Genomic DNA, 20,205 nt, shown 5'->3' with positions numbered 1-20,205 from the left:
CTCTGAAAACACGAATATCACGATGACAGGGTGAACAGCACTTGCGGCTCGACGGCCAAGGCGATCAGCGCGCCGGGGGCGTGGATGACGCTGTCGGTGCTGTCCACCAGCAGTGGCTGAGCGGCGCCGACGTCCACCAACAGGCGGCTTTGGGCACCCTGGAAAAACTGGCCCACCAGGCGTCCACGCAGATGCCCCTCGCTGTCCATCACCCGCAAATGCTCGGGCCGGCAATAGACGGTGGCGGGCAGGCCGGCACCCCGCCATGGCAACTCACCGCCACTGACTTTCAAGCCAAGGGACGTATGTTCGAGCACTGGAAAAGCGTTGAGGTTGCCGACGAAACTGGCGACGAAAGCATTGGCGGGTTGCTGATAGATTTCCCGTGGGCTGGCCAATTGCGCAACGCGGCCGTGTTCCATGACCAGGATCCGATCGCCCAGCGCCATGGCTTCGCCCTGATCGTGGGTGACGAATACCGCGGTAATGCCCAGATGGCGGAGCAACTGATCCAACTCGCTGCGCAAGCGTTCACGCAGCTGTGCATCCAACGCCGCCAAGGGTTCATCGAGCAGCAATACCCGGGGCTTGGGTGCCAGGGCGCGGGCGAGGGCGACTCGCTGGCGCTGGCCGCCGGACAACTCGTGAATGCCGCGCTTGCCGTGATCCTGCAGACCGACCAGTTCCAGCAACTCCGAGCAACGCTTGTTCCGCTCAGCGGGCGCCATGCCGCGAATCTTCAGGCCGTAGACGATATTGCCGGCCACATCCAGGTTGGGAAACAACGCATAGTTCTGGAACACCATGCCCACGTCACGACGCTCGATGGGCAAGCGGGTGACGTCGGTGTCGCCAAAAAATACCTGCCCCACATCCGGGCGTTCAAGCCCGGCAATCAGCCGCAAAGTGGTGGTTTTGCCGCAACCGGACGGGCCGAGGATCGCCAGGGTTTCCCCGGCCTCGATGCTCAGGTCCAGGTCGTGTACGGCAACGGTGCCGTCCGAGAACGCCTTGCGGCAACCCGCCAGGCGAATAGTGGTTCCGCTCATCGTTTTTCTCCACGGGAAAGGCGCGCGCTGATGGCCTGCAACGCAATCAGCAACGGCACGATCATCAACAGGAATATCAGGGTGTAGGCGCTGGCGACTTCCAGCCTGGCCGAGGCATAGCTGTCAGCCAGGCCAACCGGCAAGGTCTTGGTCATCGGGGTGTGGAGCATCCAGGTCAGGTTGAACTCACCCAGCGACAGGGTGACGACCATCAAGACCCCGGCGAGAATCCCCGCCCGGCAGTTAGGCACCACCACACTGAAGAACCGCCGCAGCGGCCCGGCGCCCAGGCTGGCTGCGGCTTCTTCCAGGACCGGCAGGTGCTGGCGTTGCATCACCGCCATCACCGGACGCACCAGAAACGGCAGGGTGAACAGCACGTGGCCGACGAGAATGAACAGCCAACTGCTGCGAAACCCGCCGAACTCACCGTAGGTGAGCAGCAACGCCAAGGCGCTGGCCAGGCCCGGCATCGCCACCGGCAGCACCATCAACTCCTCGAACGCGCGACTGAAGCGGTTGTTCATCCGTACCAGAGCGTAAGCCGCCGGCACGCCGATCACGCAGACACACAGCGCACAGGCGGCGGCCAGTTGCAGGGACAGCCAGACCGTCGGCGAATAGGCCTGCCAGACTTGCACCAGCCAATCGAACGTCAGGCCGCTGGAGACGCCCTGGAAATAATTGCGGGTCAGCCCCGCCAGCAGCGACATCAGCACGGGCACCAACATGAAGGCGCAGACCAACAAGGTGAACGCCAGTTGCCCGACAAACAGCGTTGAGCGTTTCACAAGACTGTCCTCGAACTGTTCGCCAATCGCCGGGCCATTAGCAACACCGCCCAGGTCAGCGCCCCCAATATCACCGACAGCGCAGCGGCCACGGTGAAATTGGCGTAGTTGGTAAACACGTTGTAGATCGCCACCGGGGTCACGTTGAGCCGCGTGCCCAGGGTGAACGCCGTACCGAACGCGCCCATGGACGTCGCAAAGCAGATGGCCCCGCACGAGACCAATGCCGGCGCCAGGCCGGGGACGATGACGTCGCAGACCACTCGCCAATGACCGGCCCCCAGCGAGTGAGCCGCTTCTTCCAGGCTGCGGTCGAGGCTTTCGCAAGCGGCCATCACCGTGAGGATCACCCGAGGGATCGAGAAGTACAGGTAACCGATGCACAGGCCCATCAGCGAGTAGGCAAAGATCCAGCGCTCACCCGCCAGTTCGAGGCCTAGGATGGCGAACAGCCCTTGGCGCCCAGCCAGCAGAATCACCAGGAAACCGACCACCACTCCGGGGAATGCCAGGGGGAAGGTCAACAAGGCAACTAGTAACGAACGACCGAAGAAGCGCTGGCGACTGAGAAAAACCCCGCTGATGCCACCCACTAACAGCGCCGCGAGCGTGGTGGCAAGGGCAAGCAGGCAGGTCTGCGCCAGGCTGCCCAGATACTGCGCGCTGCCCAGCACCTGCCAGTAGCCGTTTTCGTTGCCGTCACGACTTTGTCCACCGAGCAGGATCAGATGCGCTAGCGGCAACAGCCAGAACGCGAACAACACCGCTGCGGCGGGCGCCAGGGCCCAGGCAGCGGTCGGCCGCAAACGCGGCACGGTGGCCCGGCCCGAGGGAACCTCCCGGGCCTTTAATACCGAAGCGGTCACTTATTTGACCTCACGCAGATAGCGTGCGGAAAAGGCTTCCTGCGCCGCGGCCATCTGTTGGTAGTTGACCACGCCAGCCCGGGCGTAATCGCTGTCCGGCAGGAACTGCGCGGCGACGTCGTCCGGCATCTTCATCGGCCGCACCGGCCGCAAGTACGCCTTGGCCCAAAGCGCCTGACCTTGCTCGGACAGGACGAAATCCAGAACTTTCTCGGCGTTGGCCCGATGGGGGGCGTTGCCGACGATGCTCATCACGTAAGGCACGCTGATGCTGCCTTCCTTGGGAATCACAAAAGCAACGTTGGCCTTGTCCTTGTAACGCGCCCGATAGGCGTTGAAGTCGTAATCCACCAGGATCGGCAGCTCGCCGGACAGCACCCGCGCATAAGCCGTTTGCTTGGGCACGATGGGCGAGTTTTTCGCCAGCTTCTGGAAGTAATCGATAGCCGGGGCGAAGTTATCCAGGTTACCGCCCATGGCCTGATTGATCGCGACCGCAGAGACGTAGCCGACGAACGCGCTGGACGGATCCAGGTAGCCGACCATGCCTTTGTATTCTGGCTTGAGCAGATCGGCCCAGCTTTGCGGCACGGGCAAGCCGCCCAGTGCATCGACATTGACCATGATGCCCAGGGTGCCGGAATGAATGGCAAACCAGTGCCCTTGCGGGTCCTTCAAGCCTGCCGGGATCTGCTCCCAGCCCTTGGGTTTATAAGTGCCAACCACTCCGGCTTTTTGCGCCTGTAAACCGAACGTCACGCCGTAATACACCACATCGGCCACCGGCGCGGCTTGTTCGGCAACCAGTTGCGCCAATGCCTGCCCGGAGTTCTTGTTGTCCAGCGGGACCTGCACGCCGGTGGTATCGGCAATCGCCTTGAGCTGAGTGCCCCAGTCGGCCCATTCCGGCGGGCAGTTGTAGCAAATCGCCGTTTCGGCGGCCTGGGCCAGGCTGGCAACGCCGCACAGCAGCAATGTCGCCAGGGTTTTACGCAAGCGGATCATCAAGTGTCTCCTCGTAGGGTTGAGTACTTTCGCCCGGCCGGATATGGCAGGGCAGGCAATGGGAAACCGCAGGGGCGCCAGCGATTTGCGCCAACAACTGATCGATCACCGTGCAAGCCAGCGCCTCGATGGGCTGGACGACACTGCACAGCGTCGGGTGCATCTGAGTGCCAAGGGCAATGCCGTCAAAGCCGATGACCGAGAGTTGCCTGGGTACCTGCCAGCCGTTGCGGCGCAACTCGGCAATCAGGCTGATGGCGAGTAAGTCGTTGGAGCAGACCAGCGCACTGAGCGCCTGTGGGCCTTGCAGCAGCGGCTCGATGGCGGCGAAGTCGGCTTGGGTATGGGCGGGCATTTCAATCACCGGCACGCTGTCGAGCCCCGCCTCTCGCATGGCGTCGCAATACCCGGCATAGCGCAGGCGAGCACGGTCCGATTGCAGGGCGGGACCTGCGACCATGCCAATGCGCCAATGCCCGGCTTCCAGCAGATAACGGGTGGCGAGGGCCATGCCGGCGCGGTTATCCACCGACACGGCGCTGTAGTCCGGATTACGCGGCTGGTGGTAGGCCAGCACAAACGGTGTGTCCTCGCTGTCCAGGCTTTGCAGCACCCGGTTACTCTCGGCGTCGGTCACTGTGAGGACCAGGCCATCGACACGCTGGCGCAACAACTCTTCGACCACTGCGCTTTCGCGCTCGCTGCTGTAGTCCGTGGTGGCCAACAGCAGGTTGTAACCGCGCAAACGCGCAGCGCGTTCCATCGCCTGGAATTGCTCGGCAAACACCGGGTTGAGCAGGTTGGGCACCACGACGCCGATCAGCTTGGTCACTTGCAGGCGCAGTTGGCGGCCAAGACGGTTAGGCCGAAAACCCAGCTCGCGCGCAGCGGCGAATACCTGTTCCCGGGTGGCCGGACGGACCACTTCGGGGGAAGCAAAGGCACGCGCCGCAGTCGCTCGCGATACCCCAGCCAACTGTGCCACTTCTTTCAAATCAGTCATTGTCACTCGCTTGAGATCGATCTCATTGGCGAGGACATTACTCAGGGGATATGGCGGTTTGGCGATGGAGAGATGACGGTTTGATGTCAGTGGTGATGTTTATAGGTGGCGAAGAGAGGCGCCGATCGCCTCTCTCCGCGAACAGAACGTGTGCTCAGATCAAGGGGCCTTGTTCTCGACCAGACAGTTTCCGCCATCCACCACGATGACTTCGCCGCTCATGTAACTCGCGTCTGGCGATGCGAGGAAAGCAACCAGCGCAGCCACTTCTTCGGGACGTCCCGCCCGGCCCATCGGCGTGTACCGGGCGGCCTCGACTTCTTCGGGAGAACTCGACCCCGTAGCGATCCAGCCGGGAGCAACGCTGTTCACGGTAATCCCTTGCCGGGCCACTTCAAGCGCCAGGCCCATGCTCATGCCTACCATTGCGGCCTTCGCGGCGCTGTAGGCCGCTTCACCGGGGTTACTGCACCGAGTGCCGGTAGTGGAACTGATATTGACGATGCGCCCGTAACGGCGCGCCTGCATACCAGGCAGAACAGCCCGTGTAAGCAGAAAAGCCGTCGTCAGATTTCGCGCCAGCGAAAGGTTCCAGGCTTGCAGATCCATGATCGCCAGCTCAGAAAGAACTTCTGGGGAACCTTGCATGGCCATGCCCGCGTTGTTCACCAGGATATCGATCCGCCCCCAGCGCGACTCTGCCCAAAGGCTAAACTCTCGCACCTGGTTTTCGTCGGTCAGGTCGACGGGCCGCCCTTCGACTTCGAAGCCTTCGGCTCGCAGTTCTTCGACTCGATCAAAGACGCGAGCGCTGCTGGCGGTGATGATCAATTTGGTTCCGGCAACGCCAAGCCTGCGCGCAATTGCCATCCCAATGCCAATCTCACTTCCAACGCCACTGACGATTGCCACATGATCCTGCACTACAGCGTTTGCCATGGTGTTCTCCCAATCAAAGCCGAGCCAGTGATTTACCACGCCAATGCCATCATCGGCAGTATTTATTTCAGGAGAATAGGCGGGCATGGGGTGGCAACCGACCTGTAAGTTCAATTTTATTACATTATAAATCGACCAATTAACAAGATTCAGTCCTTGGGTGCGCCATTGGTTTAATGCGCAAATAACATCAAAGCAGTGGCCTCTATCAATTAAATTATATTCATCTTGCAAAACATCGCTTCCATGTTAAACCTTGGTTCGTGCTCTTGGAATTGAGCCTGGCCATCTTTATGCCCTTGCTGCAATTTTAAAAGTCGCATTCTTTCGCTAAACCCCGCTTGTAAAATAAGCGTCAGTAAAAGGACATCAACATGAAACCTGCGAATCAATCACCCACGCGCTGGACCCGGGCCGATGCGCTAAAAGTTAATGAAAATGACCCGACTACAACGCAACCATTAGTAAACCCTGATTTCCCCGTCATGAGTGACAGCGTGTTTATCTGGGACACCATGCCCTTGCGTGAACTGGATGGAACGGTGGTATCGGTCAACGGCTGGTCGGTGATTTTTACCCTGACCGCAGATCGTCGCCCCCACGACCCAGCGTTCATCAATGCCGACGGGCGCTATGACATCAAGCGCGATTGGGAGGATCGCCATGGCCACGCACGTATTTGCTACTGGTATTCCCGAACCGGCAAGGACTGGATCTTCGGCGACCGTGTCATGGCCGAAGGGGTATCGCCAACCACTCGTGAATGGGCAGGCACACCTGTTCTTTTAAATAACAACGGTGATATTGATCTGTATTACACCTGTGTAACGCCCGGTGCCACCATCGCCAAAGTCAGAGGCCAGATCGTGACGTCGGAGAAGGGCGTTGAATTGCAAGGGTTTAATAAAGTCCAATCGTTATTTGATGCTGATGGTGTGTATTACCAGACGGAAGCCCAGAACGCGACGTGGAACTTCCGCGACCCCAGTCCATTCATCGACCCCAATGACGGCAAGTTATATATGGTCTTCGAAGGCAATGTGGCTGGAGAGCGCGGCACACATAAAATTGGTCCTGACGAACTTGGGCGGGTGCCACCGGGTTATGAAGAGGTGGGTGGGGCAAGGTTTCAAGTGGGCTGTATTGGTTTGGCCGTGGCCAAAGACCTCAAGGGTGATGAGTGGGAAATACTGCCACCTTTGGTCACCGCAGTCGGTGTAAATGATCAGACCGAGCGTCCGCATTATGTCTTTCAGGATAATAAATATTACCTGTTCACCATCAGCCACAAGTTTACTTACGCTGACGGTGTCACCGGTCCCGATGGCGTCTACGGCTTTGTCAGCGATCATTTGCTCGGCCCTTACACGCCGATGAACGCTTCCGGCCTTGTACTGGGTAACCCGCCGTCGCAGCCTTTCCAGACCTATTCCCACTGCGTGATGCCCAATGGTTTGGTGACCTCGTTTATCGACAGTGTGCCGACCACGGGCGATGACTACCGCATCGGCGGCACGGAGGCACCCACGGTGAAAATTCTGCTGAAGGGAGATCGCTCATTCGTACAGGAAGCCTATGACTATGGCTACATTCCGCCAATGCGCGATGTTGTATTGAGTTAATAATCCGGGTAATCCGGGGTCTTTATCAGACTCCGGATTTTCTGCTGCCCGGATGAGGCTCGTCAGATCGCGCTTCATGCTGGGCATTACTCCAGAAAACAACGATCGAAAAGGTACAGGCTGGCAGGTTTGAGATTTTCCACAGTGCTTTGCGGGCGGCCGCCGTGGCCGCTTTTTTTGCGGCCGGTTTCCCGCAGGTAACCCGCTTCGGTCATCTTCAGCAAACGCTGGCGAATACTGGTCTTGAGCACCGGGCGCTCAAGCACCAGGGAGAAAATATCCACGGCTTGCGGCGCGCTGAACTCAGTTCCCAGGAACATCAGCGGCAGGCTGCTGTAGAGGGCTTTGGACAACAACCGCTCCTGGACAGCCGCCACCAGACTGTTGTGATCGAAAGGGAGTTTTATCGAGGCATCCGCTACGCCTTTGAGGGGAAAAAAACCTTGGTGTTCGGCGAGCTGGACTGCATCGCTGACAATGGCAAGATAGAAAGTCGACGATGACCAGCAGCGCGGATCGCGGAACGCGTCGCCGACGGTGCCGACTTGTTCGATCCAGGCTAACGGCATGCCTACCTTGCTTGAGTTACGCAGGCGTTCCACCGCGTCGCTCAGCGTGAGGTCTTCGACCCCTCCATTGACCACGATCCCGGGCAGTGCCCAATGGCCGGCGAACGGCTCGGCTTCCCGTCGGTTCAGGAGGATTTCAAGCGCCTGGGTTTCCCGGCAGAAGCGCAGCACACAGAGGTCGATGGTGTGCAAATAATCTCGCGCAGGGGCGGTGGGATTCGGCATGTCAGTTTCCGTGGGCAGCGTAAAGGTCATAGTTTAACGGATCCATGCCGGGTGCCATCCAGTGGATGGGTAGCGGCTTGCCCAGAGCCATTCGTTCGCGAACCACCGTACTGCGCACAGGCAGCTTTTCCTCCATGCAAAGGATGGAAAAACGCTCCAGTAACGCTTGGCCGCGATAGAAGGTCGGCAACCGGTCCGCGACGTCCTGACCCACCACCAAGGCTATCTGCTTGCCGTCCAGGGCCAGGCTGTCAGCGAGGTGGGCGAGGAGGGTGTAGCTGTAAATCGGGCCTTCAACCCCGCGCGCCACCACCTGCTCCACCCGACTTGCACGCACTGGTGCGCAGCACAGCGGCTGGAGGTTCTCGACGATCGATTCCAGCCAGTTCAGGCGAACTTCATAGTCGACCATTCGCTTGCCGTACGGATGCCTGAAGCTTGGGGCCACCAGCACCCGTCTGGCCTGGGTTGAGGCCTCGATCATCACATGGGCATGACCGGCGTGAGGAGGATTGAAGGCGCCGCCATAGAGGGCTATTTCGAACATGGCTTATCTCCTGTTAGTACACGACATGTACCGTAGCATCAAAAGCCATTCGATGGAACTGTACCTGGTTCGCCACCGATTTATTTAACAAAACCTGCTATGTCTAAAAAATCATGTCAGCGAGGCTTGTCTCAAAAGTACATGTCATGTACTTTGTGGTCATGAAGAGGAGAGAGCCATGATGAACAGCCTGACCCGCAAAACCGCTTCCTTCGATGTTGATGCGCAAAAGAGCTTCACACCGCTGTGCCCTGATGAGCTGCCAGTGCCTGGCGGCGATCAAATTGGCAGCGAGCTGAATTTCATCGCGTCTCTGGCCAGCCTCCGCATCGGCAGCAAGGACGCCCATTCGCCTCAGGCCCCATGGGTGGTCGCCGATCATTCACAGATGTTCGTGCCGACCGGGCTCGAGCACGCCGACATCACCTGGGTCAGCCACTGTGTCCCTGGCACCGAAGGTTTCACCCTGTTGGACGAGTTGCCGACCCCATACGACTACGACTACTTCGTCTGGAAGGGCGTCGAGCCGGACTTGCACCCGTACGGCGCCTGCTACCACGACCTGCACGGCAAGCTTTCCACCGGGGTGATCGAGTACTTGAAAGGTCTGAGCGTGGAGCAAGTCATTGTCGGCGGGCTGGCGCTGGATTTCTGCGTCAAGACCACCGCGCTGCAACTGGCTGCCGCCGGCTTCAAGGTGATCATCCACCTCCCAGCCTGCCGCGCCATCAGTGAGGAGGGCGCCCTCCAAGCCGTTCAAGACATGCAGCAAGTGGGGGTCTCGATTGCCGCGACCCGCGAAGAAACTATCCGCCTGGCAAGTGCATAAGGAAGAAACATGGACAGTGCATACGATTCAAGCAATGGCGTCATCCGGAGTCTTCTGGATACCGATTACTACACCTTCACCATGATGCAGGCGGTCTTGCACCAGCACCCGAATGTAGAGGTGGAATACCAGTTCATCGTGCGCTCCAAAGAGCGACTCGCTCACCTGATCCCGGACATTCGTGTCGAGCTGGAAAAGCTCGCCGGATTGCAGCTACGCGAAGGGGAGCAACGGTTTCTGTTCAACAAGCGTTTCCGTGAGTACCTGACACCGGACTTTGAACAGTTTCTCGGCCTGTTCCGCTTCAATCTGCGCTACATCCACGTTTCGGAGGTCGACGGCCAACTGCACATCCGCGTCCGTGGTCCGATGTTGCATTGCATCATGTTCGAGCAACCGGTACTGGCGATGGTCAGCGAACTGCGCAACCGCGAAAAGTATCCCGAAGTCGAGCTGGCCGATGTGACTCGCAAGCTGTACCAGAAGTTCGAATGGCTGGAGAAAAATGCCAGCCGTGAAGAACTCGCCGAATTTCGTGTTTCCGACTTCTCCACCCGCCGGCGCCTGTCGTTCAGGGCCCAGCGTGAAGTGGTGAATGTCATGCGCAGCGATTTTCCTGGGGTCTTTGTCGGCACCAGCAACGCGCACTTGGCTTATGAGTTCGATCTGCCGCTGATTGGCACCATGGCCCACCAATGGCTGATGGTGCATCAGCAACTGGGACGGTTACGCGAGAGCCAGAACGCCGCGTTGGAAAACTGGGTGCGCGAGTATCGCGGCAGGCTCGGTATCGCGCTTACGGACTGCATCAGCACCGACTTCTTCCTCAAGGATTTCGACCTGTACTTCGCCAAACTCTATGACGGCCTGCGCCAGGATTCCGGTGATCCGATCGTCTGGGCTGACAAGGTGCTGGGGCGTTACAAGGAACTGGGGGTCGATCCGCGCACCAAGGACCTGATGTTCTCCGATGGCCTCAATTTCGAAAAATGCCTGCCGATCCTGCGTCACGTACGCGGCAAGGCCAAATTCGGGTTTGGCATGGGCACCAGCCTGGCCTGCGATGTGGACGGTGTCGAACCGCTGAGCATCGTCATGAAGTTGGTCCGGGTCCACGGCGAGCCGGTGGTGAAGTTCTCCGATGACCCCATCAAGAACGTTTGCGAAGACGCCTCGTTCCTGCGCTACGCCGCCCAAGTCTTCAACGTTGGCCTGATCAATCCACAGCTGGGAGCCTGATATGACTTCGCTCGAGCAAGAAAGCATCGCCCGGGAACTGGGCATCGACCGCCAACTCGCACGGGGTGGCGAAGGAACTGAAATTGCCCGTCGGGTCGGGTTTATCAAGCAGATTTTGCGTGAGTCGGGTTGCAAGTCCCTGGTCCTCGGCATCAGTGGTGGCGTCGACTCGCTCACAGCCGGCCGCCTGTGCCAGTTGGCGGTGGAGCAACTGCGGGGAGAAGACTATCCGGCGCGTTTTATCGCAGTCCGATTGCCGTACAAGACCCAGGCGGATGAGCAAGATGCCCAGGCGTCCCTGGACTTCATTCAGCCGGACTTGATCACCACCAGCAACATCGCCGCGTGTGTTGACGGGCTGATGGCCAATATCGCAGTCGACGGCTTGCAGCCTTCGGCCGAACTCAGCGACTTTGTCAAAGGCAACGTCAAGGCCCGGGCACGGATGCTGGCGCAATACGCCATTGCCAATACAAGCAATGGGTTGGTGGTCGGCACCGATCATGCAGCTGAGGCGCTGATGGGCTTCTTCACCAAATTCGGCGACGGCGCTTGCGACCTGGCACCACTGTCCGGGCTGACGAAGACCCAGGTGCGGTTACTGGCCGACGCGATGGGTGCTCCCGCGCACCTGGTGCGCAAGGCGCCGACCGCTGATTTGGAAGACCTGGCACCCGGCAAGTTGGATGAAGTGGCGTATGGGTGCAGTTACGAGGAAATCGATGCGTACCTGATGGGGGAGGAGGTGTCGCCTCAGACGCGAGAGATCATCGAACGCGCCTACCTCAAGACGGCCCACAAACGCGCATTGCCACGGGTCCCGGCCGTGTAGGGCTTGGCCGGATCACCCAGGTTCGGTCGCGACCTGGGTGGACGCAACCCACCCAGGCTCTAGCCGACGAAACGGTGCGATGGTCAATCCCAGGCCGGCCAGCAGCACATACAGCAGGCCGGCGACTGCGAAGAGCAAGCTCAAGCCGCCGACCTTGCCGATACCGAGCACGGGGCCCAGCCTGGCTTGCAGCTCGCTGCTTTGGCTCATTAACGGAATCGCCCAACCGTCGGCCAACGCGCCCGCGCCCAGCGCACCGAGCGGCAAGGCCAGCAGGCACACCATCTGCCGGGCTGACAGTACCCGACCGAGGATGGCGTTGGGCAGGCTGCGTTGCCAAAAGCTCTGGTCGCTGCTGGTGCTCAGTGAAAAGCAGCCAAAGGCTACGAATGCCGCCGCATACAAAACCACCGGCGAGGTACTGACACCTATGCCCAGGATGCTGGCGCCGAGCATCAGGTCCGCGAGCAATACCGTGCGGATCAATCGCTGTGGTGGACGGGCGACCACCCACAATGAGCCGCCTAGCATGCCCAGGCCGCCGCAGGTCATCAGCGTGCCCAGCACCAATACCGAGTAACGCTCCAAAACCAGGGGCGCCAACAGGACCGAGGCCAGCCCGAGCATCAAATGCTCGACGCCCAGGTAGGCAAGCAACGCCCAAAACGCCGGACGCCCGCGCAGCACCGCCAAGACGGGTGCCAACCCTCCCACGGCCACGACACGCCCTTGGCCGGTGGCGCGCACCGCCGTCGCCACCCAAGCGAGCCAACCGAGCACGCCGGCGGAAAACAGCACCGCACCGACATCCAGCAACAACAGTCCAGGGACTCCAACGCTACCCAGCAACAGGGCCGCCAGGGTGGGCGCGATCAGTTGCGGCAAGCCGACCATCAGTTGCATCAGGCCGTTGGCCCGGCCAATCGCTTGCGCACTGCTCAAGATTCGTGGGATCGCTGCCTGGCAAGTGAGCATGCGCATGACCTGGCCACTGGAATTGACGGCGGCAAAGGCATACACCTGCCACCGTTCCAGCTCGCCTTGCTCGAACAGCCACCAGAGGATCAGCGCCGCGAAACCGCTGCCGGCCTCGACGCCGAGCAGGATCGCCCGCGCCTCGCAGCGGTCCACCAACCAGCCCGCCACGGGTGCCAGGAGCAGTCCCGGCAACGCAGACAGCGCGATGACCAGGGCGTAGTCCGTCACACTGGCATGTTGCTGCAACAACCAGATGCCCAGGCTGAAGGCCGCAAGGGCCGACCCCAAGGTGGAGACGACCTGACCCGCCCACGCCCATACCCAGGGCCGCACCGAATGCTCAATTTTCATGGGTTTGAAACGCCTCCAGCACGGGCCAATAGTGTTTTAGGTACTCGGCCAAAGCCTGTGCCGCCGGCGCTTTGAGAATCGACAGGTGATCACACCCTTCAAGCACGTGGCGCTGACAGTTCCCGGCGAATGCCTCCCAGCCATCCGCGGTTTCGTCACGACCCCGCTCGGCCTTGAACACCACCACTGAGCCCGGATAGACCGATGCCGGTCGATAGTCTTTCGCCAGGTTGGCGTAAAACACCCGCAAAGGGCCACGCAACGCATCGGCACGCGCTTGCGCGGGCATCAAACCGACGGCTTGCATCCGCGCCAGCAGTCGGGCGCATTGCTCGTCCGGTTCCAGCTGGGCCAGGCTGTCGACGTCGAGGCCCAGCTCACACCCGGCCTCCATCTCCAGCAACGCCACATAGCGCGCCAGGGCCTCACGCGGATCACTGGCCAACCGCGTGCCAGGCGCGCGGCTGTCGAGCACCAGCACCGGTGCCACCGGAGTACCCTCAGCGTGCAATTGGCGGGCGACTTCAAAGGCCAGCCAGCCGCCAAATGAATGCCCGAGCAGGTAGTAGGGACCGTTCGGAACCTGCGCGCGGATTTCCCGTACATAAGCGCTGGCCGCAGCCTGCACCGAGGCATGCGGTTCGCGCTGGCCGTCGGAACCACGGGCTTGCAGGCCGATCACCGTCAGTCGCGGGTCCAGTTGCCGGACCAGGGGCACGAAGCTGGCGACATTCGCGCCGGCGCCGGGGATCATGAACAGGCAGGGCGCGTTCGGCGCGCCGGTTTGCAAGACCAGGCTGACGCGCGCGCCCGACGGACCGGCAGGGCGCTGCTCGGCTCGCGCCAGCGCCTGCTCCAAGGCCTGCGCCAGCCGTTGCAAATGCTCGGGGTCGCGCATGATCGACCAGTGATCGCCGTCGATGCGCTGCTCGATCAGCTCGGCCCCCAGCAGCGCGCGCCAGTCGGCTGCCAGATCTCGCGCGTCACTTCCCGCAGGGCCCGCCGATGTGGCACGGAACAGGTGCACGGGCAGACCTAGCGGCGCCGGCCGATAGCGAACCATGGCATTGCGCAGGTTCAGGTTGAGACGGGCCCGGCGGCTCAGTTCCTGGCGGTCGAAACCGGCTGGCAGCCAACCCCGTGCCTGGGCCGCAGCGATCACCGCGTTCAGGTCGAGCCCGGCATGCCAGGTGTCCTGGGCAGGGTCATCGGGGCTTTCGCCGATCCGGTGGTGCGCCAAGTACCCGATCAGTTGTTGGCGCAGGCCGGCTTCGTCAAAGGTCAGCGCCAACGGTGCGGCGCGCAGGGCGCCCGGCTGGCTGCTGTCGATCAACCCGAGGAACGCTACCGGGCAATCCTCGCCCAGCAGTTGGCGGGCCATTTCATAGGCCAGCACGCCACCCGCCGACCAGCCGGCGAGCTGATAGGGACCGTGCGGTTGGACCGTGCGCAGCAGCTCGATGTAGCGTCTGGCCAAGGTCGTGTTGTCGACGCCGTCGTCCAGCTCGGCGGCGGCCTGCACGGCATAGATCCCCCATTCCGGGTCCAGATGCTGCGCTAGCCGGACATACGGCAGCGCCTCGCCCGTGCCTTCATGAATGAAAAACAGCGGTGCGCGGCCCGGCGAACCGGCGCGAATGCACAGCAGGCCTTGGGCTGCGACGTTGGCAACGTCCAGCGTAACCACCTGGCGGGCCAGTGCGGCGAGGCTTTCAGCGCTGAACAGGGCGTCGATGGCCACGTCCATTCCCTGCGCGCGCAAGCCGTCGAGCAGTTGCACGAGCAGCAGCGAATGCCCGCCCAGGGCAAAGAAGTTGTCGTCACGACCGATCTGCTCGATGCCTAGCAGTCGTGACCACAGTTGCGCCAGTCGCGTTTCCGTGGTGCCGCGTGGCGCCGCATAAGGACGCTGTTGCAAGGCTTGCTGATCGGGAACCGGCAGGGCGCGCCGGTCAAGTTTGCCATTGGCGGTCAAGGGCCATTGCTCCAGCTGCACATAGGCGCTGGGCAACAGGTGCGCCGGCAATTCCCCGGCCAGTGCTGAGCGCAATTGCCCAGGCTCCAGGTGCCGGCCCGGCTCGGCCAGCAGATAGGCGACCAGGCGCGCATCGCCGGGATCGTCCTGGCGTGCCAGCACCACCGCCGAGTGCACGCCGTCCAGGACACTCAGCCGAGCTTCGATTTCGCCCAGTTCGATGCGGAAGCCACGCACCTTGACCTGCTGGTCGTTACGGCCCAGGTAGTGCAAGGTGCCGTCGGCGGTCCAGCGTGCCAGATCGCCGGTCTTGTAGAGACGCTCGCCTTGGCTTCCGAGGAAGCGCGCCGGCTGGAAGCGCTCGGCATCGAGCGCCGGTTGATTCAGATAGCCGCGCGCCAGGCCTGGGCCGGCGACATGCAGCTCGCCGACTACGCCTCGTGGTACCAGTTCGCCGTGGGCATCGAGCAGGTAGACCTGCAAGTCCGGGATGGGCCGGCCAATCGGCGCCAGTCCGGCCTGGGCGTGGCAGTCGGCGGCTTCGATCGGCTGGTAGGTCACGTGCACAGTGGTCTCGGTGATGCCGTACATGTTCACCAGGCGGGTAGCCTGGCTGTCTGGCCGTTCGAACCAGGGCCGCAGCGCGGCGGCATCCAGGGCCTCGCCGCCGAAGATGATGCAGCGCAACCGATGGGGTTCGGCGCGGGTCTGTTTCATCCAGGTATAAAAGGCGCTAGGGGTCTGGTTGAGCACGGTGACGCCAGCGTCCACGAGCAGGTGGTAGAAATCCTCCGGGCTGCGCGAGGTCAAGTAGGGCACCACCACCAACCGGCCACCGTGCAGCAGCGCACCCCAGATTTCCCACACCGAGAAGTCGAAGGCGAACGAGTGGAACAAGGTCCAGACGTCCCGGTCGTTGAAGCCGAACCAGGCATCGGTGGCGCTGAACAGCCGCATCACCGCGCGATGCTCGATCATTACGCCCTTGGGCACGCCGGTCGAGCCCGAGGTGTAAATGATGTAGGCCAGGTCCGTGTCACTGGCCCGCGGATCGGCTGCCAGGTCAATGCTGGACAAATGCCCCCATTCACCGGTGTCCGGGTCCAGGGATACCACTGCGCACGACGCGGGGACCTGCAGCGTCTCAGGCAACGCATCCAGGGTCAGCAGGACCCGTGGCGCACTGTCGTCGAGCATGAAGTTCAAGCGCTGCGCCGGGTAGACCGGATCCAGCGGCACATAGGCGCCTCCGGCCTTGAGGACCGCGAGTATGCCGATGAGCATTTCGATGCCGCGCTCGGCGTGGATCGCCACGCGGCTGTCCGGGCCGACATCCAGGTCGCGCAGGCGATGGGCCAGGCGATTGGCCCGCTCGTTGAGCGCCCGGTAGCTGAGGGTCAGGCTCTCGTATTGGAGCGCAATGGCGTCCCCACGACGTGCGACCTGGGCTTCGAAACGTTGGTGCAATCGTTCGCCGCTCGGGGCCTCCAGCGCCAGCGCCGGATTGAAGCCATGCAGCAACTGCTCGCGCTCGGCCGGGCTGAGCAGGTCGATGCGGGTCACGGCCCGACGATCGTCGTCGACCATGGCCCGCAGCACGGCCAACAGCGCCTGCCAGTGACGGGCCACGGTGTCGGCATCGAACAGCGCGGTGGCGTAGTTGAAGCCACCCTCGATGACATCGCCCGCTTCATGGACATCCAGGGCCAGGTCGAACTTGGCTGTGCTGACCGGCGCGCCGACGCTGTGCAATTGCAGTCCGTTGCCCAGGTCGAGGTTGCCCTGCGGAGCGTTCTGCCAGGCCAGCATCAGTTGGAAAATCGCGTTATGAGCCAGCGAACGCGGTGGGTTGAGCGCTTCGATCACTTGCTCGAATGGCAGGTCCTGATGCTCTTGGGCGGCCAGCGCCAGGTTCTTGACCTGGGCCAGCAGCGCACTCACCCGGGGCGCGTCGCCCAGGTCGATGCGCAGGGCCTGGAAGTTCACGAAGAAGCCGATCAGCGGTTCCAGCTCGACCCGGTTGCGGTTGGCGACAGGTGAGCCGATCACCACCTCGGCCTGGCCCGACAGCCGGCTGACCACCACGGCCCAGGCCGCCAGCAAGGTCATGTACAAGGTGGTGCCATGGCGCCGTCCGAGGGCCTTGATCCCATGGCTCAGTTCGGCATCGATGCGCACCGGCAGGCTCGCCCCGGCGTAGTCCTGTCGAGCCGGACGCGGTCGGTCGGTGGGCAGGGTCACGCAGGTCGGCGCGCCGTCCAGGTGGGCCTTCCAATAGGCACGTTGGCGTTGCAATTCGTCCGCCTGCAGCCATTGGCGTTGCCACAGCGTGTAATCGCCGTACTGGCGTACCAGGGGCGCCAAGGGATCGACCTGATCCTGGCTGAAGGCTCGGTAGAGACGGGAGAACTCGTCGGTGAGCACACCCATGGACCAGCCGTCCGAGACCAGGTGATGCACTGTCACCAGCAAGACATGATCGTCGACATCCAGTCGCAACAGGCGTGCGCGGATCGGCCACTGACAGGTCAAGTCGAACGGCCGGCCAGCTTCCTCGGCGCACAGCACCTGCCAATCCGCCGCGCCGGGCGCGCTCAGGTCCAGCACCTGCAGGGCTATCGCCCGTGGTGGGTCGATCACCTGCCGCGCTTGGCCGGCCAGGCTCACGAACCGGGTCCGCAGGCTTTCGTGGCGCGCCACGATACGATCCAGCGTGCGGCGCAGCGCCTCGATGTCGAGCTTGCCGCGCAGGCGCAAGCCCGCCGGCATGTTGAAGGCTGCTGTCGAGTCCGGGTTGAGTTGCTGGATCAGCCAGAGGTTTTGCTGGGCGAACGAGAGTGGCAGGGGCTGGCTGCGGTCGGCTTCCTGCAACGGTTCCAAGCGACTGCGCCCGGCATCGGCCAGCACTGCCGCCAACGCGCGCAGGCGCGGTTGGGCGAAGATCGTCGAGAGCGGCACTTCCAGGCCCAGTCGATGGCGCACTTGAGCGAGCAACCGCAATGCCAGCAGCGAGTGTCCGCCCAAGGCGAAGAAATCGTCTTCGCGACCGATGGATGCGATACCCAGCAATTGGCTCCAGATCGCCGCCAGGGTCATTTCCAGCTCGCCCTCGGGCTGGCTATATTCCGTTTGCGCAAACGCCTCGGGGGCTGGCGCCGGCAAACGTTGGCGATCGACCTTGCCATTGCTGGTCAGCGGCAGGACATGCAGTTGTACAAAGGCGCTGGGCAACATGTACTCGGGCAGGCGCTCACTCAGTTGGCTGCGCAGGTCCAGCGGCGACAAGGTCTGCTCGGCGCTGAAATAGGCAACCAGGCGCGGGTCGCCGTGGTCCGCCGGCAGCACGACGACCACCGACTCGCGCAGCCCGGGCAATTGATCGAGGCGGCTTTCCACTTCGGCCAGTTCAACCCGATAACCGCGAATCTTCACTTGGAAGTCATTGCGCCCCAGGTACTGCAGCGTCCCTTCGGCGGTCCAGCGAGCCAGGTCGCCGGTCTTGTACAGGCGCGCGCCGGGGGTGGCGTCGAACGGGGACTCGATAAACCGCTCGGCGGTCAGTTCGGGACGGTTCAAGTAGCCTTGGGCCAGGGCCACGCCGGTGACATGCAGTTCGCCGACAACGCCTTGGGGCACCCATTGGCCATGGGCATCGAGCAGGCACACCTGGGTGTTGGCAATCGGCCGTCCGATCACCGGTACGTCCGGCCATTGGTCCGGATCGTCGGGCAGGGTGTGGGTACACACCACATGGGTTTCGGTCGGGCCATAGTGGTTGTGCAGGCGCGCGCGGGGATGGTGCCTGAACAATGTGCGTAACGCGCCGGTGATGCGCAGCGCCTCGCCAGCGACAATCACGTCGCGCAGCATGGGCAGTTCAAGCGGGGCGTCGGCCCAGCTGTCGGCCATCGCTGCCAGGGCGATATACGGCAGGAACAAACGCTCGATACGCGCCTGGCCGAGCCAGCGCGGCAGGCTCGCGAGGTCCAGGCGCTGGGCTTCGTCCAACAGCACCAGGGTACCGCCGCTGCCCAGGGTGGAGAAAACCTCCTGAAACGCGACATCGAATCCCAGCGCGGCGAATTGCAGGGTACGAGCCGGGCCGGGCAACGGCTGTTCGACCTGCCAGGCCAGCAGGTTGCTCAACGCCAGATGACCCATGGCGACCCCCTTGGGCAGGCCGGTGGAGCCGGAGGTGTACATGACATAGGCCAGGTCATCGGGGCTCGGTTGCCCGAGCGATGGAGAGGAGGGTGCCTGCATCGCCGTTGCCGCCAAGCGCACCGACAGCGGCGTGCAACGGTCGCCGCATTGCAACACCTCGACGCCCAGCGCATCCCACAGCAGCAGGCACGGCTGGCAATCCTCGATGATGCCTTGCCGGCGTGCGAGGGGCTGACTCGGGTCGAGCGGCACGTAGGCCGCACCGGTCTTGAGGGTGGCGACCAGTGCCAACACCATCTCCAGACTGCGCGGCAGATGGATCGCCACGCGTTGGCCTGGACCCGCGCCCAGCTCGATCATCTGCCAGGCCAGGTGATTGGCCTGGCGATCGAGCTCAGCGTAACTCAGCCCGCGTCCATGCAGTTCGACCGCGATGGCGTCGGGCTGCAAAAGCGCTTGGCGTTCGAACGGCTGGTGCACCCAGCCGGCCTGCGGGTAGGCGGTTGGCGCCGGGTTGAGGCCGTGCAGCAGGTGCTCGCGCTCCTGGGCATCGACCAACGACAGGCTGGCCAGCGGTTGGCGGTCGTCGACGCACAGCTGGCGCAGGACGTTGACCAGGTACCGCCAATGCCGATGCACGCCGACGGCATCGAACAGCGCAGTGGCGTAGTTGAGCCCACCGACAATGCGCCCCGCGGCCTCATAAAGTTCCAGGGACAGATCGAAAGGCGCGGTGACCTGCTCGGCGGCCAGACTGGTCAGGCTCAAGCCATCGAGGTCCAGCGCGCTGCGTGGAGCGTTCTGCCAGGCGAACATCAACTGGAACACCGGGCTGTGCGCCAGCGAGCGGGGCGGGTTGAGGGCTTCGACCACATGCTCGAACGGCACGTCCTGGTGCGCCTGGGCCTGCAGCGCGTGCTCACGCACCTGGGCCAGCAACTGGCTGACGTCCGGTTGCCCGGCCAGGTCGATGCACAGCGCCTGGGTGTTGACGAAAAAGCCAATCAACGGTTCGACTTCGCTGCGTGTGCGGTTGGCGACCGGGGTGCCGATCACCACGCGTTCCTGGCCGGCCAGGCGCCCGACCACTATCGCCCAGGCCGCCAGCAAGGTCATGTACAGCGACGTGCCGTGGCGGCGACTCAAGTCCTTGATCGCAGCGCTGGTCGGCTCATCGAGTGCGACCGTCAGCCGCGCACCGGCGAAGTCCTGGCGGGGTGG

General features: G+C 62.5%; 14 protein-coding genes (1 of these 14 running past the window's edge). 4 read left to right on the top strand and 10 right to left on the bottom strand.

Features of this window, described 5'->3' with window-relative positions; genetic code table 11:
- Nucleotides 1-17 precede the first annotated feature (17 nt).
- From EPZ47_RS15040 to EPZ47_RS15015, 6 genes are all read right to left on the bottom strand, one after another.
- Entirely contained in the window at nucleotides 18-1,049 is a 1,032-nt protein-coding gene (locus tag EPZ47_RS15040; RefSeq protein WP_135845511.1) for an ABC transporter ATP-binding protein, read from the bottom strand.
- The gene (locus tag EPZ47_RS15035; RefSeq protein ID WP_135845510.1) at nucleotides 1,046-1,840 is read right to left on the bottom strand and encodes an ABC transporter permease; all 795 of its coding nucleotides are present in this window, start codon (nucleotides 1,838-1,840) and stop codon (nucleotides 1,046-1,048) included. Before EPZ47_RS15035 ends, EPZ47_RS15040 begins: the two co-directional genes overlap by 4 nt.
- On the bottom strand, nucleotides 1,837-2,706 hold the full coding sequence (locus tag EPZ47_RS15030; protein WP_135845509.1) for an ABC transporter permease: 870 nt from the start codon (nucleotides 2,704-2,706) through the stop codon (nucleotides 1,837-1,839). Before EPZ47_RS15030 ends, EPZ47_RS15035 begins: the two co-directional genes overlap by 4 nt.
- Nucleotides 2,707-3,711, bottom strand: coding sequence for an ABC transporter substrate-binding protein (locus tag EPZ47_RS15025; RefSeq protein ID WP_135845508.1), 1,005 nt, complete (start codon nucleotides 3,709-3,711; stop codon nucleotides 2,707-2,709).
- The gene (locus tag EPZ47_RS15020; protein ID WP_135845507.1) at nucleotides 3,695-4,714 is read right to left on the bottom strand and encodes a LacI family DNA-binding transcriptional regulator; all 1,020 of its coding nucleotides are present in this window, start codon (nucleotides 4,712-4,714) and stop codon (nucleotides 3,695-3,697) included. Before EPZ47_RS15020 ends, EPZ47_RS15025 begins: the two co-directional genes overlap by 17 nt.
- Before the next feature lie 159 nt (nucleotides 4,715-4,873).
- Nucleotides 4,874-5,653 (bottom strand): SDR family NAD(P)-dependent oxidoreductase, encoded by a 780-nt coding sequence (locus EPZ47_RS15015; protein ID WP_135847996.1) that lies wholly within the window; start codon nucleotides 5,651-5,653, stop codon nucleotides 4,874-4,876.
- A 374-nt stretch (nucleotides 5,654-6,027) separates the two neighbouring features.
- Here EPZ47_RS15015 and EPZ47_RS15010 point away from each other — a divergent pair, with 374 nt between their 5' ends.
- On the top strand, nucleotides 6,028-7,275 hold the full coding sequence (locus EPZ47_RS15010; RefSeq protein WP_135845506.1) for a glycoside hydrolase family 68 protein: 1,248 nt from the start codon (nucleotides 6,028-6,030) through the stop codon (nucleotides 7,273-7,275).
- 86 nt (nucleotides 7,276-7,361) lie between these two features.
- Here EPZ47_RS15010 and EPZ47_RS15005 read toward each other — a convergent pair whose 3' ends face one another.
- Together EPZ47_RS15005 and EPZ47_RS15000 are read right to left on the bottom strand one after the other, a co-directional pair.
- On the bottom strand, nucleotides 7,362-8,069 hold the full coding sequence (locus EPZ47_RS15005) for an NUDIX hydrolase (RefSeq protein WP_135845505.1): 708 nt from the start codon (nucleotides 8,067-8,069) through the stop codon (nucleotides 7,362-7,364).
- A 1-nt stretch (nucleotide 8,070) separates the two neighbouring features.
- Nucleotides 8,071-8,616: an adenylyltransferase/cytidyltransferase family protein gene (locus EPZ47_RS15000; RefSeq protein WP_135845504.1), complete on the bottom strand. Its 546-nt coding sequence runs from the start codon at nucleotides 8,614-8,616 to the stop codon at nucleotides 8,071-8,073.
- Nucleotides 8,617-8,797: 181 nt separating this feature from the next.
- On the opposite strand from EPZ47_RS15000, the gene EPZ47_RS14995 reads away from it, so the two are divergent.
- The 3 genes from EPZ47_RS14995 to nadE are packed head-to-tail and all read left to right on the top strand — an operon-like array spanning nucleotide 8,798 to nucleotide 11,516.
- A complete protein-coding gene (locus EPZ47_RS14995) occupies nucleotides 8,798-9,445 on the top strand; it encodes an isochorismatase family protein (protein WP_135847995.1) in 648 nt (215 codons plus the stop codon).
- 9 nt (nucleotides 9,446-9,454) lie between these two features.
- Entirely contained in the window at nucleotides 9,455-10,684 is a 1,230-nt protein-coding gene (pncB, locus tag EPZ47_RS14990) for a nicotinate phosphoribosyltransferase (RefSeq protein ID WP_135845503.1), read from the top strand.
- A 1-nt stretch (nucleotide 10,685) separates the two neighbouring features.
- Nucleotides 10,686-11,516, top strand: a complete 831-nt coding sequence (nadE, locus tag EPZ47_RS14985; RefSeq protein WP_135845502.1) for an ammonia-dependent NAD(+) synthetase — start codon at nucleotides 10,686-10,688, stop codon at nucleotides 11,514-11,516.
- A 12-nt stretch (nucleotides 11,517-11,528) separates the two neighbouring features.
- On the opposite strand, the gene EPZ47_RS14980 is transcribed toward nadE, so the two are convergent.
- Both EPZ47_RS14980 and EPZ47_RS14975 read right to left on the bottom strand, forming a co-directional pair.
- A complete protein-coding gene (locus tag EPZ47_RS14980; RefSeq protein ID WP_135845501.1) occupies nucleotides 11,529-12,845 on the bottom strand; it encodes an MFS transporter in 1,317 nt (438 codons plus the stop codon).
- Nucleotides 12,835-20,205, bottom strand: the end of a protein-coding gene (locus tag EPZ47_RS14975; RefSeq protein WP_135845500.1) for a non-ribosomal peptide synthase/polyketide synthase. It continues 10,431 nt past the right edge of the window; the window shows 7,371 of its 17,802 coding nt (coding positions 10,432-17,802); its start codon lies off the right edge, out of view; the stop codon is at nucleotides 12,835-12,837. The genes EPZ47_RS14980 and EPZ47_RS14975 overlap by 11 nt, the downstream gene beginning before the upstream one ends.

This window comes from Pseudomonas viciae (genome assembly GCF_004786035.1).
GTDB lineage: Bacteria > Pseudomonadota > Gammaproteobacteria > Pseudomonadales > Pseudomonadaceae > Aquipseudomonas > Aquipseudomonas viciae.
The sequence above is the reverse complement of the archived record's forward strand: the minus strand, read 5'-3'. Positions and strand labels throughout refer to the sequence as shown.

Excerpts from the sequence above, each read along its gene's own strand:
- EPZ47_RS15040 (WP_135845511.1), bottom strand. The coding sequence starts at position 1,049 with ATGAGCGGAACCACTATTCGCCTGGCGGGTTGCCGCAAGGCGTTCTCG.
- EPZ47_RS15025 (WP_135845508.1), bottom strand. The coding sequence starts at position 3,711 with ATGATCCGCTTGCGTAAAACCCTGGCGACATTGCTGCTGTGCGGCGTT.
- EPZ47_RS15020 (WP_135845507.1), bottom strand. The coding sequence starts at position 4,714 with ATGACTGATTTGAAAGAAGTGGCACAGTTGGCTGGGGTATCGCGAGCG.
- EPZ47_RS15015 (WP_135847996.1), bottom strand. The coding sequence starts at position 5,653 with ATGGCAAACGCTGTAGTGCAGGATCATGTGGCAATCGTCAGTGGCGTT.
- EPZ47_RS15010 (WP_135845506.1), top strand. The coding sequence starts at position 6,028 with ATGAAACCTGCGAATCAATCACCCACGCGCTGGACCCGGGCCGATGCG.
- EPZ47_RS15005 (WP_135845505.1), bottom strand. The coding sequence starts at position 8,069 with ATGCCGAATCCCACCGCCCCTGCGCGAGATTATTTGCACACCATCGAC.
- EPZ47_RS15000 (WP_135845504.1), bottom strand. The coding sequence starts at position 8,616 with ATGTTCGAAATAGCCCTCTATGGCGGCGCCTTCAATCCTCCTCACGCC.
- EPZ47_RS14995 (WP_135847995.1), top strand. The coding sequence starts at position 8,798 with ATGAACAGCCTGACCCGCAAAACCGCTTCCTTCGATGTTGATGCGCAA.
- pncB (WP_135845503.1), top strand. The coding sequence starts at position 9,455 with ATGGACAGTGCATACGATTCAAGCAATGGCGTCATCCGGAGTCTTCTG.
- nadE (WP_135845502.1), top strand. The coding sequence starts at position 10,686 with ATGACTTCGCTCGAGCAAGAAAGCATCGCCCGGGAACTGGGCATCGAC.
- EPZ47_RS14980 (WP_135845501.1), bottom strand. The coding sequence starts at position 12,845 with ATGAAAATTGAGCATTCGGTGCGGCCCTGGGTATGGGCGTGGGCGGGT.